Source organism: Roseivirga sp. YIW32 (assembly GCF_057219245.1).
The window spans coordinates 1,462,160-1,475,899 of record NZ_JBXVVG010000001.1 but is presented as its reverse complement, the minus strand read 5'-3'; the positions used below and the strand labels follow the sequence as shown (position 1 = coordinate 1,475,899).

The following is a 13,740-nucleotide window of genomic DNA, read 5'->3' as shown; positions in this document are numbered from 1 at the left end:
CCAATGTGTAGCTTTAACGGCATGAGAAAATACCTACTCATTGGTTGTCTATGCTGCTGCGAACTTGTTGCACTTCATGGGCAAACCATCTTTACAGATCGTCCGACAGTAGCGACCTCCCCCAATACATTGCCCGTGAACTGGCTACAGCTTGAAACCGGCTTTCAGTACCAGATCCGTGATGTTGCCATGATCGGTAACTTGGCGCCAGGGCTCAAATTTGAAAGCATCCTCTACAATGGCCTGCTCATGCGCTATGGTCTTGGAGAGAATATTGAATTACGCTTCAACCAGAGTGTTCAGCAGAATCGATTTCGTTTGAATGGAGAAACCACAGCGGATGATGGTGTTGATTTTGCCCCAACAAGTCTAGGTGTGAAGTGGAGATTGGTAAAGGACAAGAAGAATTGGCCGGATATTGCCATTTTGGCTAATTACGGAAACAGTATTTTGACCGATAATGGAAGCGGTTCAGTAGTTGATTTTTCGTTGCTTTTTAATTCGACGGTCTTCCGTGACGTTAGCTTCGATTACAATCTGGGCATAATACTGGAGAACGAATTTAACATCAGGACATTTACATACGCTTTCGTTTTGGCGAAAATGTTGAATGAAAAGGTGGGGGGCTTTTTTGAATTGTATGGATCTCAGACCGAAGAGTTGAATGCCCTAGTTAACGTAGACATGGGGTTAACCTATTTGGTGTCGAATACTTTTCAGCTGGATGTTTATGCCGGTACAGGCTTTTCGGACTTATCCCCGAACATCATGTTTGGCCTTGGGATCAGCAAACTCTTTCTTCCAAGAGAATGAAGCAAGCCAGCCAACACCTCATGATGGTCAGGCCAAAGCACTTTGGCTATGATCCTGCTACGGCTGCATCTAATGCCTTTCAACACAAGGAAGGTGCCGACCACACAACCGCCATTCGACAAGCGGCATTGACCGAGTTTGATGCTGCCGTTAAGAAATTGCAAAAGAAGGGTATTGCGGTTACTGTGATCGAAGACACGGATGAGCCTATCAAGCCTAATGCTGTTTTCCCGAACAACTGGATCAGTTTTCATCAGAAAGGCATCATTCTTTATCCTATGATGGCAGAAAATCGACGCTGGGAGCGAAGAATGGATATCATTGAGACGATCAATGCCGATGTCAAATCTTTTGATACGGTCGTAGACTTGTCTGAGAAAGAAGCAGAAGGACGGTTTTTGGAAAGTACAGGCAGCATCATATTTGACTATGCCAACGATAGGGCCTATGCCTGCCTTTCTCCTCGAACCGATGAGGCCCTTTTCAATGAATTGTGCGACTTTTTGAACTACGAACCCATCATTTTTCATGCGCGCGATGCTCAAGGTCAGCTCATCTACCATACTAATGTGATGATGTGCTTGGCTTCAGACTTCGCCGTGATTTGTTTGGAATGCATCGATATGCCACAAAGGACCACGGTTGCAGAAAAAATACAGTCCTCGGGGCATGAATTGATCGAGATCAGTTTGGAGCAGGTCTACCAATTTGCAGGCAACATGTTCGAAGTAGAAAACGATGCGGGCCAGTCTTTTCTCGTCATGTCGGAAGCTGCATTGCATTCCTTGACCAAAGACCAAATTGAAACCATAGAAAAGTATTCCGAAATCATCAGCATGGCCATCCCAACCATTGAGAAATACGGAGGAGGGAGTATTCGCTGTATGATGTGTCGCGTGTATTGAGGAAATTGGTATCTTTTCCTATGCGTTTTCGAGTGATATTTTCCCTTGTATGTCTTTCCTTCTTGCTGGGCTGCGGGAAGGACAATCCCCAAGTGGCTTTTTATTTCTCGGCCCATCCCGACGATTGGCAACTCTTTATGGGAGAGCAAGCCTATTCGGATATACAGGATCCTGATATCAAAACTGTTTTTTTCTTGACTACGACAGGCGACGCAGTCATGGGGATGACGGCTTCAGAGGGGGCGAATATGCCATATTTTGAAGCTAGGGAAAGAGGGTATATCAATGCCTTGAAATGGGCAGAATATCCTATGATGAAAATCAACAAAGTGGGCAGGAGTCTTTATCCTTTAGAAGACTACCAGCTAACGGATGTGGTGGTGAATGGCCACGTAGTCAAAAAATATGAAGGCCAACAAGTGGTGGCCTATCTGTTCTACTTGCCTGATGGATTCCCGGAAGGGCAACACAGATGGAGTCTACAGAAACTTTACTTTGGTGAAATCCAAGACATGCCTACCATTGACTCGACCACGATGTACAAAGATTGGTCAGACCTGGAAGCAACGGTAAAGACACTCATCAATAAAGAAGCAAATGGGGTTGAAATTACTTGGATGAATCTTGCAGAGCGGGATACCCTTTTGAACCCCGAAGATCATTCTGACCACTGGTACAGCTCCTTATTGGGGGAGTTGGCCAGTGAGCACTTAGCGCCAAGGAAACGCTATTACCGAGAGTATGCAATGACCAACCTGGATACAAATTTGAATGGGCAAGCAGTAGACATCAAACGCTTTTTATTTTCTGCTAATGCGGCGAGTAAAGAAGAAGCCGGTTACAGCAGTCCTTGGAACGACCACCACCTGGCCTGGGTGGTACGTAGCTATTTCCGAGAAGAGTACGAGTAAAATCAGCTGCTTCACCAATATGGAGTTGGCTTGCTGAACGCATCGTTGTTTTTAAGGATCAATATGACTGTCTTTCTAAGATCTTGACCAATCTATTGTTGATGATCTGGGACAGATTCCAATTGTACAGGTCGGGGTCGGTGGTGCTGTAAAATGCGATGATCACGGCATCCGTGCCTTCGTCGTAGTTGGCAAAACTCTGGTATCCCGGCACCCAACCTCCATGTTCGTATTCGTAGATGGATTCGTAGATCTCCTGCTCTCCCGGTTCAAACAAAGACCCCTCATTCAACGCGCGAAGAAAGATGCCAACATCTTCAGCGGTGGCATGCATTCCATGGTCGTTGGTTTTCAGATCGGGTTGGTAGCCCTCGTGGTACCCGCTCATGACATCGTCAATGTTCACATCGCCTAGTGATGCATAGGTATTATGAAGACCGAGAGGGCCCAATAGTTCTTGTTCGATGAACTGAAAGTTGCCATAACCGAGCTCATCATCCATGATCTTATTGATCAAGAGGTAATTTGTATTGCAATAGGCATAGTCTTCGCCAGGGGCAAAGAGCGCTGGTTTGTCAAGGATCAATGCCAAACTTTCCTCATAGCTCTTTGTGGGTGAAGCCCAAAAGCCAGGGGCATCGGTAAAATTGGGAATGCCGCTTCTGTGCTGTATCATTAGGCGCAAGGTAATTTGATCCGCGTTTTCAATCCTGCCCTCGAGTTCGGGTAAATACTCTGCAAGTGTTTTATCGAGAGAAAGCTGTCCGTCATTTACTAATTTGGTGACAGCCACGGCATCATAAAGCTTGCTGATACTAGCGATCTTAAAGAGGGCATCTGGCCTGGCCGGTAGTTTGGCCTCCCGATCGTGCCAGCCGGCAGCCAAATACTGGGGTGGTTTTCCCGCTTGGTCAACATAAACGACCATACCGTCAAAGCCATGGTCAATGGCTTGTTCAAGCTGACCTTGCAGGCTATCTGGTAGTGGAAGTATCCAAGCCTTCACGAGGAGCCATGGCACAAAGTATAAAGAGACCGCTGTACCGACGAACAATAGGATGCGGATAATAAGTATCTTTTTTTTCTTCGTCATATGATGCAGTAGTCGTGTTCTACGGATTCCGGCATAGGTTACTTGCTTCGTTATCGCTCCTCAGTATCCTGGCTTAAAGAAATTAGCCGGGTCACTAGCTTAAATTGCAGCTTCATATTTTGCGCTTGCTTCCTTAACTTGTCATTGTACTAAAAATACCGAACGTCCATAAGCCATAAAAAACAACCAAACCCCTTTCCATTAATAGGCACTATGGAAGCGAAATTGTCAATTGATTTGAAATTGAAATTAGTACTAATTCTTCAAAAGATCATTTTTAAAAAATGTGGTCATGCATAATCAACTGAATAAAAATTCAAGAAGTAGTGTAATTCTCTAAAGTTTGCATAGAAAGTGAAGGCGAGTATACTAGATAGAGTAAATCCTTAATCTGCTAAAAGTAGATGTTGCGTGGCTAGTTCAGTGAGAAGGGCTTCGATCTGATCGCCGTCGATTGTGACAATTTGCAAATACTTCTCTCTATGCTTGTCAAAAAGTTCTAAGGCGTAGTGCTTTTGTGAAACAGTGGAATGCTGTACGAAATTAGCCCTCACGGTTGTGTCTTCATTCAGTTCCTTAATTCTGTAGTGGCTAAATGTGCTTAAAATAATAGGAGCACTCTTTCGGATCTTAATAAATAAAAATACTTCGTTGAAATTTGTCAGTATGGCTTCGTCAAAATTAAAATCTACACCGCTTCTTAAGGTTTCTAGCACCAGATAAATGATGATCAAAACGATTCCGTAGAGTATAAACCCTTGAATAAAGAGTAAAACAGCCGGTATAATCAATACACCCATTAGCATGCCACTGACATACTTTCTCAATGTGGAGGTTTGATTATAGATGACCATGTGATGTCAATTTACGCTTAACGTTGAGTAGCTACTACGCAAGAGGCTAGTATCGCACATGAATCTTTAGATAAAAGCCACTTTAACGTTTACCCTTCTCCTTATTTCGAACATAGATCAGCTTGACCTTGCTTTTAGGGGCTTCTCGCAAGTCGATCTCGTAATAACCAATGGATTTGATCAGCTGGGTAAGTTTTTCGAAACCGTAGTTCCGGGCATCAAAATTGGGTCGTTTTTTCTGGATCAAGCTACCAACATCGCCCAAAAAGGCCCAACCGTCTTCATCAGAAAGGTCGCGGATAGAGGAGGAGATCAAGGCAATGTCGCGCTTGCTGATCTGCTCGACAGTGGCGTCATCTTTTTCCTTCTTTTCTTCCTTATCGTCTGTTTGCCCGCGAAGGATCTCTATATAAATGAATTTGTCACAAGCGACAATAAATGGGTTAGGGGTCTTTTTCTCGCCTATACCAATCACCAACATGCCGGCTTCTCTAAGCCTAGTCGCCAACTTGGTGAAGTCGCTGTCACTCGAGACCAGACAGAAGCCATTGACCTTTTCACTGTACAGGATGTCCATGGCATCGATGATCATGGCGGAGTCTGTGGCATTTTTGCCAACGGTATAGCCGTACTGTTGTATCGGGGTGATGGCATTTTCAAGCAGGAGGTTTTTCCATTTGTTCAAACCAGGACGAGTCCAGTCTCCATAGATGCGCTTGATCGTAGGGTTGCCGTATTTGGCGATCTCTTCCATCATTTCCTTGACATGTGCAGAGGGGATGTTGTCGCCATCGATCAATACGGCCATGTTGATGTTTTGACTCATGGTTTAGCTTTTTTTCAAATTGCACATAAAGTAGGAGGAACGCTAAAGGAATGGATATTCCTTTCCAATAAGTATGTCCGGCCTTGATTGACCTGAGTCGAATTTGGTGTTGCTGTTGAGACCAATGATCAGGAGGAAGGTTGTTGCAAATTCCTTCTCTTCAATTCGTCCTGAAGATCACGGTATTGTTTCGGCTTTTTCAACATAAGATAGATCAAGAATAAAGGGATCAAGGCAGCGAAGCCCAGTGCGTTGGCTGCAACCCCGTAAACGATGATGCCGATCAAAAAGCCAATGAAAAAGGCATCGATAATAGGAGAGGGCTTGTTTTGTTTCGCCATCTCCAGCAGTTCTTCATCTGTCATTTGAGATAGACTATCTAAATCCATAGGTAGCATTTTAGAAGTCAAATATAAAAAAAGGGGCCGAAGCCCCTTATGAGTTTGTGATTGAGTGATTAGATTAGACGCCTTGGAGCTTGCAGCTTAAGGCTTGAATCTATTTAATATTTGGCCGGTGTACCTGCAGGTGGCAAACTCATTTGGATAAATTGTCTGATATCCTCATTGGCTTTTTCAAGATCTTCCTTCCGCAGGTACATCATGTGTCCTGATCGATAGCCTTTAAAGCTCATGCGGTCTTTCAATCGTCCACTCGGGTCCATATGCCACATGTTGTACTTCGCATTGTAATAGGTGGTAGCCCCATCGAAGTAGCCGCTTTGCGTCATCACATGCAAATAAGGGTTCATCGCCATAGCTTGTCTGAGGTTCTCACCGGTATTGTCACCGCTTCTGTCCCAGGGATACACCGAACCAAACATGTTGTATTTCACGTCCGTATCAAAACCAAATTCATTTTTGAAGTAGGAATTGATGGCAGGGGTGAAGGAGTGGAGCCAAGAGTCTATCTCGGCATTATAATCAGGACTCATGCCCGCATCCATGCGGTCAATGCCTTTGTAGCGAGAGTCTAGACGACCGACGGTAAATCCTTCATCTCTCAGCAAGTCTTTCCAAAAGAAACTTTCCGGAACATCCAAGTTCATTTGACGGATGACGTCCTCTTCCAGACCGGAGAAACGAGCAAAATTGGTGATTGCTTCATTTTTTTCGGCTTCAGAAGCTAACCAGCCCTTGGCCAATACGGGCAATAATTTGTTTTGTGTATAGTTTTCGGACATGGCCAATACCTCTGTAAGGTCTTTGGCCTGAAGATCAGTGGGCAGTTGTTTGTGATACCATGCTGCGGCCGTGTAATAAGGCAGCCTATTGGCCATTTCAACCGGGCCACTTCTGTCAATACCCAATTCAGTTGGTGAAACCAAAATCACCCCATTCAAGAACATCCACTGACTGTTCTGTAGTTCAAGTGACAGCCCGGATACCCTTGTCGTGCCATAGCTTTCGCCGATCAAATACTTGGGTGAGTTCCAGCGATTTTTGCGCGTTACAAAGGTGTTGATCCATTCTGCTAAGTACCTGACGTCTTGGTTGACACCAAAGAATTGGCTTCTATCCGCTTCAGGGTCTACAATTCTCGAATACCCTGTATTGACGGGGTTAACGAAAACGATGTCAGCGACATCCAAAATCGAGTAGGGGTTATCCTTGAAACCATAAGGCTGAACGGGATAACCTTCATCGTCTATCTTTAAGATCTTTGGTCCAGTGTAAGCCAAATGCATCCAAACCGAAGCGGAACCAGGGCCTCCATTGAAGGAAATGACCAATGGCCTTCTGTCGGTATTCTCTACATCAGATCTTCGGTAGTAAGTATAGAACAAGGTTGCAATGGGGTGCCCATCTTCAGCCCAAACCGGCTGCGTGCCTATCATTGCCTGATAAGGCACTTTCTTGCCTTTGATGGTCACTTGATGATCGGATACCTGCGTGAACTCAGTCTGTATGCTTCTGTCCTGCGCAATGGCACTGATTGAAATAATCAGTAGGCAAAGCGTCATTGAAATTCTGCTTTTCATAAAAAAAGTTTATTGATCTACTGTTATTCGATTTGCTTTTTTCAATCCTCTATTGATGCGTGGGATGGTGTTTTTCATTACATCTGCCTTCTCTTGGGCCAATTTATCGGCCATTTCAGTGTAGTAGGCAAATTGAGAACGTTGATCATCCGTCCAGGGACCGATGTATCCACCCACCTCGAAGTAAAGTCCTCGGGTTCTGCTCTGGAGCTCACGGTACTTTCTGTTCAATTCATTAAAAGGTGCAGCAGCTTCTTCGTCGTAAGAGATCTTATCTCTTTCCAACTGGTTCAATTGTCTGGCGACATCCATCACGTCCTTCATGTCAGCGGCGATCTTTGAATAGACCTCAGCAATCTCGTACTGTGAACGGACCCAGGCTTTTCTAACGCCTATTTCTATGTTCAATCTTGGATCATCTGTCACATTGAACTGCTGCATGTATTCTTGTCCATTAACCGTCAGCTTGGCGATGTAACGGCCAGGGTTGACCATAGGGCCAGTTAGGCGTGATCTGCCACTTAAATTAGGGTCATCGATCTCATACCTGAAGTTCCAATGTGCTCGATTGATTCCTTTGTCATTTGATGCGCGGACGCTAGAGATCTGCTCACCGGATAGCTCATGGATGGTTATGGCAATGTCCTTACGACTGACACTATCTTTTAGGTAATAGTCGATTGCTGCACCAAACGTTGGGTTTTCGCCTCTGTAGTACATGTCGCCAGTATGGGCTCCATCGCGGCTATAGTTGATCATCTCTGCATCCCCAATGCTAAACAATGCGGCCTGTTGTCTCAATAAGTCAGGAGTCAATTCCTGCAAGGCATTGATATTGTCGAGAATCCAAACGCCACGTCCGTGTGTTCCCAGCACCAAGTCATTGTCGCGGGCTTGAATCACCAAGTCATTGAAAGGGAGGGTTGGCATATTGCTTTTCAATTCCACCCAGTTGTTTCCGCCGTTGTTGGAATAGAAAAGACCGAGTTCTGTACCTAAATACAAGACGTTCGGGTTGCGAGGGTCTTCTCTCAGCGTTCTTGCGACTCTACCTTCAGGGAGGTCGCCTTCTACTGAACGCCAAGTTTTTCCATAATCGGAGGTTTTGTAGATGTAATTATTGAAGTCGTTGTTACGGTAGTTATTGATGGCCACATATGCTGTTCCAGCAGCATGCTGAGAAGGTTCAAAGGTGTTGATCCACGTTTCTTTTGGTAACCCTTCCAATTGGCTGGTCACATCATTCCACGTTTGTCCATCGTCCCAAGAGACCTGCAATAAGCCATCGTCAGTCCCTGCGTAAAGCATGCCTTGGGTGAAAAGGTCTTCCGCTACTGCTGTCAAGGTAGGGTAATAAGGAATTCCATCATCTAGAGAAGCGGTACTGGTGTCTGCGCGCTGCCCCATAATGGTGAGTTCTCTGCGATTCACTTTAGTGGTCAGGTCACCCAACGATTCCCAAGTCTCGCCATTGTCTGAGCTCTTCCACAAAACGTTGGTTCCTGCATAAATGGTATTGCCATCATGGTGAGATAAGAAGAAAGGACCATCCCAATTACCTGGTGCCATGGCATTGCCTAATTCAGGCTCTGGAAGTCCAGGTCCCCATGCGTCCCAGTTTCTTCTTGCACCAATGCGCCCTTTTGGATCGCCGGGGCGGATGCTTTGTCTTTGCCCGGTTTTCATGTTGTAACGTGATAGGCCTAGGTATTGTGATTCTGTATAGACCACATCTGGATCATTTCTATCCACTAGATTCAAAAAGCCGTCGCCACCACCTAGGCGTTTCCAGTCAGCATTCAGTATGCCTCCTGCACGGTAGGTTTCACTTGGGCCTACCCAACTTCCATTGTCTTGCAATCCGCCATATACGTTGTACGGCTTGGCATTATCCACAGAGATGCGGTAATATTGACTCAATGGTAAATTGCTAACGAAGAGCCATTTGAGTCCTCTGTCATAGGAAATACCGATACCGCCATCATCCCCTTTGATTACGTGGCGCGAATCATTCGGGTTTACCCAAAGGATACGGTCATCTCCATGGAGCGATTGACGTGGTGCCGTGAAGGTTCTTCCACTATCGCTCGAATAGCTGTATTGGTTCATCATGTAAATGCGTGATTCATCACTAGGGTCAACCAAAGGTTGAGAGGCATACATAGGTCGCGGGTTCCAGTCGCTCATGAATTCCCAAGTCTCACCTTTGTCTTTTGAACGATACAAGCCCGCTCTTCGCTCGTTATAAGCAGTGGAGGCATTGTACTGAAAACCTTGTTCAACAGAAGCAAAGACCACTTCCGGGTTAGCGCGATAGATGGAGACTCCTATTCGGCCAAAATCTCCTTCAGGCAACCCATTGCGCAATTCTTTCCACGTTTTTCCTCCGTCAGTCGATTTGTGCAATCCACTGCCTGGTCCACCTCCGTGAAAACCATAAGGCTTTCTTCTTCGCTGATAGGTAGCAGCATACATTATGTTGGGATTGGAAGGGTCCATGGCAACATCGACCACCCCTGTGTTTTCGTCCACATAGATCAGTCGCTCCCAGCTTTTTCCTCCATCAGATGTTTTGTAAAGGCCTCTTTCTTCATTTGGACCCCATAAATGACCCATAGCGGCAACATAGGCCACGTTGGTATCCGTTGGGTGTAAGACAATCCGACCGATGTGATGAGAATCGACTAATCCGACATGTTTCCAGCTTTCACCGGCATCATGCGATACATAGACGCCGTCACCCCATGAGGAACTCTGTCTATTGGCGCGTTCTCCAGTGCCCACCCAAACGATATTTGGATTCGCTTGGTGAACGGCGATATCACCAACGGAATGAGTATTTTCCTTCTCAAAAACAGGTTTGAAGGTCACTCCGTTGTCGGTGGTTTTCCAAACACCACCCGTTGCAGATGCCGCATAAAAGGTGTAAGTATCAGATTCTACAACGGCCAGATCTACAATTCGGCCACTCATCGCGGCAGGACCAATGTTTCTGAATTGTAAACCGTTGAAATGTTCGGGCGTTAATTGCTGTCCGATGGCTGTTAGACTGCATAGGAAGGCAGTCAGAAATAGTCTTATTCTCATGTTTAAGGTTGTTTCTTTTCCCTAAGATAAGCAAGCTATTGATTCTTGAAAGGGTGTTTTTTAGGAACGGCAGTTAAAACGTTCAGGGTATTGTAAGCATCACTTAATTGAAAAGGTAAGATCAACCTTCCATCTAGTGGATTTCTCAAGAATCCATTTTTCCTTACCTCAAATCCTAGACTTCCGACTTCCAACGCTCGTCTTATAGGTCAATAAGCCTCATGAATTTTTTCTAGGATCACCCCAAAGTTCTTTCTGATCTGCTCGGTCGAACAGGTGTAATGATTTGCCATAAGTGAGAAAATCAGTGTTTTCCCTTTTTTGGTTTTAATGTAGCCGCTGAGCGTATGGTTATTGCTCAGCGTGCCGGTTTTTGCAAAGACGTAGGGCTGCTCATCTTCTCCAGCATACCAGTCTTTCAAGGTTCCAGAAAGTCCACCCTGGGGAAGCAATGAGAACAACAGGTCTTCCCCATTTTCCTTATAAAGCGAACGCAATACCGAAATGAGTTGGTTAGGGGTGAACATGTTGTAGCGCGAGAGTCCGGAGCCATCGACCCAGACCAGTTCGTCCTTTTCTTCTCGATCAGGCATGGCCTTCAGGCGTTCATTTTCAGCTTGAATCAGGGCTTTGGTGCTGAGGGTGTCAGAAAGTTTGCCACTGGCCATCAGCAAGAGCGATTCAGCAAATAAGTTGTCACTTGGTTGTAGCATCCATTGATACAGACTGTCTGCTTCCACTCCGGGCAATATCTCAACTCGTTGTGGCCTCTGGTAGCTCGAGATCTTTTGAATGGGTTTGCCAATGCGCTGTGAGAGTAGTTCAAGGAACAATTGATTGCTAAAACGAAAGGGAACGACCAATGTATCAATTGCTTCGTCAGGGGCAGGTGTTGAATCAAATCGAATCTCAAATTCGTTCCAAAACTCATCTCGTCTCACTCGTGCTCTGTTCGAGAGTTCAGGACTGATTTCGACTTTTAGACCCGGGTGCTCGGGCTCCATTTGATAGCTTTGGCTGTTATTGTCAATGATGAATCGAATGCTAGAGCCATAAATGGGAAAAGCAGATTTTTCGGCACCATAATAACCTCCATAATCATCCCAACTCCAGCCGGGGCCGTAACGTCCATCTGCTATTGGTCGTGGCCAATAGTAGAGCGTTTGTTCTTGAGAGCTCAGAAAATCAATGACCGTACGATCCGGGTGGTCCGGGTGCAGGGTCAGTGGATAACCGGTACTCCAAAAGATGAGCGAATCCTCGCGCACAACGTATTCCAGTGCTGGTAGGGCTCCTTTGAAATAGTGTTGAGAGGCGGAAAAAGTGAAAAGCTTGGTGTTACTTGCTGGTGTCATGTGCTTATCGGCGTAACGCGTCGCAAGCATTTTGTCCTTTACAGGATCATACAAAGCAAAACCGACAAAGGCATTTTCAAAACCTGTTAATTGCTCGAGGTCCTTACGGATGTGTTTTTCTTTGTATCGCTGCCCCCATAGGGAACTAGTACCCAGAAGAAAAAGAAGTGCCCAAATGACCTTACGCATAGAAAACAGCCACCTCCTCCAAGGCTTTTCTCTTGTTATTGGGTACATAAACCTCATCGGCCTCATAACCCACTGGAAGCAATAAGAAGGCTCTTTCATTGCTTGGTCGCTCCAATATCTGTTCTAGGAATTTCATCGGGCTAGGGGTGTGCGTCAACGTCACCAAACCCGCATCATGGATAGCAGAGATCAAAAAACCACAGGCAAGGCCTACGGATTCATTCACATAATAGTTTTGATGCTTTTTACCTTCCTCGTCCAATTCGTATGGTCGTTTAAAGGCGATGATCAAATAAGGAGCAGTCTCTAAAAAAGGTTTATGCCAATCGGTCGCCATCGGTTTCAGGTCATCTAGCCATTCCTCGCTCATGCGCTTCGTATAGCTTTCGTACTCCTCTTTTTCTGCCGCTTCTCGGATCTGTTTCTTTAACTCGGGGTTACTGACCACGCAGAATGTCCAAGGTTGTTTGTGTGCCCCCGAAGGTGCAGTGGATGCAGACTTGATGATGTTTTCGATGACCTCCCTAGGCACTGCTTTATCAGAAAAGTCTCGAACAGAACGCCGGGTTTCCATCCAATCATAAAATTTCTGGCTACGGTCGATCATTTCTTGTGCTGCATAATGCACATGGCTATACCGGATGTGCTCATGGCCATTGATCTCTTTGATTTCCTTGTCCATAGACGCAAATTAAAGATTTCGTACAAGTAGGAAGTAAGAAGATAGGTTATATTTTACTTCTTCTCCCAGCGTGATTTTCTCCATTCGACTTGTTCCTCCTTTGTCAAAAAGGTCCAGGCCAAAATTCTACTGGATTTGTTCCCTTGCGTCATGTTGATGGTGCGCACCTCAACTGCCTGATGAAAATCAAGCGAATCTTGCAACGCCTTCAAGTGTGCTGCTTTCGACACCAGCGATGTAAACCAAAAGCACTGCTTGCTCATTTCCTTACTTTCATTGATAAGGGTACTAATGAATCGCCTTTCGCCACCAGGGCACCATAATTCGTTGGTTTGCCCTCCAAAATTCAGTTGGGTTTCAAGTGCCTTGCCTTTGTTTAAATTTTTCACTTTTCGATCTGCCTGTTCTTGGGCGTCTTGTGCTGATTGATGGAAAGGAGGATTGCAGATCACCAAGTCGAATAATTCGTCCGATTTTAGCACGCCTTTCAACACATTGGCGTGGTTTACTTGTTGCCTAAGCTGTACTTTATCTTGGAGGCGCTTATTCTTATGCAAGAGGTCAGTTGCATGAGCAATGGCAAAGCCATCTATTTCTGAACCCACAAATGTCCAATCGTAGAGGACTGTACCTAGAATAGGGTAGATGCAATTGGCGCCCACCCCAACATCGAACAGGTGCGCTTTGGGGATCTTACCGAAATTTTTGCCGGCCAATAGGTCAGAGGCATGGTGAATATAATCGGCTCTTCCGGGTATGGGAGGACATAAATAACCTGAGGGTAATTCCCAGTGGTCAATGTCGTAATGTGTCAGCAGTAAAGCCTTATTCAATAGCATGACCGCCTCAGGATCAGCAAATTTAATGGTGTCTTCTCCTTTTACATTTTGAATAATGTACGCTTTGAGAGGAGGTACACGGTTGACTAAGGCGCTGAGGTTATACTTTTCTCTGTGAAGATTTCTAATGTGAAGTTTTGCCTTGGTCGGTTCTTGATGTTTTTTGGCTTTCTTAGTCACGCAATGCTCAGTTTAATCCTGTGCA

General features: G+C 45.4%; 12 protein-coding genes. 3 read left to right on the top strand and 9 right to left on the bottom strand.

Annotated elements, in window-relative coordinates; all coding sequences use genetic code 11:
* The first annotated feature begins 21 nt into the window (after nt 1-21).
* The 3 genes from AC2D6U_RS07100 to AC2D6U_RS07090 all read left to right on the top strand — a co-directional run bounded on the left by AC2D6U_RS07100 (nt 22) and on the right by AC2D6U_RS07090 (nt 2,629).
* The gene (locus AC2D6U_RS07100) at nt 22-813 is read left to right on the top strand and encodes a transporter (RefSeq protein ID WP_484720260.1); all 792 of its coding nucleotides are present in this window, start codon (nt 22-24) and stop codon (nt 811-813) included.
* Nucleotides 810-1,718: a citrulline utilization hydrolase CtlX gene (ctlX, locus tag AC2D6U_RS07095; RefSeq protein WP_484720259.1), complete on the top strand. Its 909-nt coding sequence runs from the start codon at nt 810-812 to the stop codon at nt 1,716-1,718. The genes AC2D6U_RS07100 and ctlX overlap by 4 nt, the downstream gene beginning before the upstream one ends.
* Before the next feature lie 92 nt (nt 1,719-1,810).
* Nucleotides 1,811-2,629, top strand: coding sequence for a hypothetical protein (locus tag AC2D6U_RS07090; protein WP_484720258.1), 819 nt, complete (start codon nt 1,811-1,813; stop codon nt 2,627-2,629).
* Nucleotides 2,630-2,687: 58 nt separating this feature from the next.
* Here AC2D6U_RS07090 and AC2D6U_RS07085 read toward each other — a convergent pair whose 3' ends face one another.
* The 9 genes from AC2D6U_RS07085 to rlmF form a co-directional block, all read right to left on the bottom strand.
* The gene (locus AC2D6U_RS07085; protein WP_484720257.1) at nt 2,688-3,722 is read right to left on the bottom strand and encodes a serine hydrolase domain-containing protein; all 1,035 of its coding nucleotides are present in this window, start codon (nt 3,720-3,722) and stop codon (nt 2,688-2,690) included.
* A 386-nt stretch (nt 3,723-4,108) separates the two neighbouring features.
* A complete protein-coding gene (locus AC2D6U_RS07080; RefSeq protein WP_484720256.1) occupies nt 4,109-4,576 on the bottom strand; it encodes a hypothetical protein in 468 nt (155 codons plus the stop codon).
* 82 nt (nt 4,577-4,658) lie between these two features.
* The gene (locus AC2D6U_RS07075; protein WP_484720255.1) at nt 4,659-5,402 is read right to left on the bottom strand and encodes an NYN domain-containing protein; all 744 of its coding nucleotides are present in this window, start codon (nt 5,400-5,402) and stop codon (nt 4,659-4,661) included.
* A gap of 128 nt (nt 5,403-5,530) precedes the next feature.
* The gene (locus AC2D6U_RS07070) at nt 5,531-5,791 is read right to left on the bottom strand and encodes an FUSC family protein (protein WP_484720254.1); all 261 of its coding nucleotides are present in this window, start codon (nt 5,789-5,791) and stop codon (nt 5,531-5,533) included.
* A gap of 113 nt (nt 5,792-5,904) precedes the next feature.
* Nucleotides 5,905-7,383 carry a S10 family peptidase gene (locus AC2D6U_RS07065; RefSeq protein ID WP_484720253.1) on the bottom strand — a complete coding sequence of 493 codons (1,479 nt, stop codon included), beginning with the start codon at nt 7,381-7,383 and terminating at the stop codon, nt 5,905-5,907.
* A 9-nt stretch (nt 7,384-7,392) separates the two neighbouring features.
* Nucleotides 7,393-10,470 (bottom strand): VPS10 domain-containing protein, encoded by a 3,078-nt coding sequence (locus AC2D6U_RS07060; RefSeq protein WP_484720252.1) that lies wholly within the window; start codon nt 10,468-10,470, stop codon nt 7,393-7,395.
* Between the two features lie 209 nt (nt 10,471-10,679).
* Nucleotides 10,680-12,014, bottom strand: a complete 1,335-nt coding sequence (locus tag AC2D6U_RS07055) for a D-alanyl-D-alanine carboxypeptidase/D-alanyl-D-alanine-endopeptidase (RefSeq protein WP_484720251.1) — start codon at nt 12,012-12,014, stop codon at nt 10,680-10,682.
* Entirely contained in the window at nt 12,007-12,696 is a 690-nt protein-coding gene (locus AC2D6U_RS07050; protein WP_484720250.1) for a nitroreductase family protein, read from the bottom strand. Before AC2D6U_RS07050 ends, AC2D6U_RS07055 begins: the two co-directional genes overlap by 8 nt.
* 53 nt (nt 12,697-12,749) lie before the next feature.
* Entirely contained in the window at nt 12,750-13,715 is a 966-nt protein-coding gene (gene rlmF, locus AC2D6U_RS07045) for a 23S rRNA (adenine(1618)-N(6))-methyltransferase RlmF (protein ID WP_484720249.1), read from the bottom strand.
* Nucleotides 13,716-13,740: the final 25 nt, after the last annotated feature.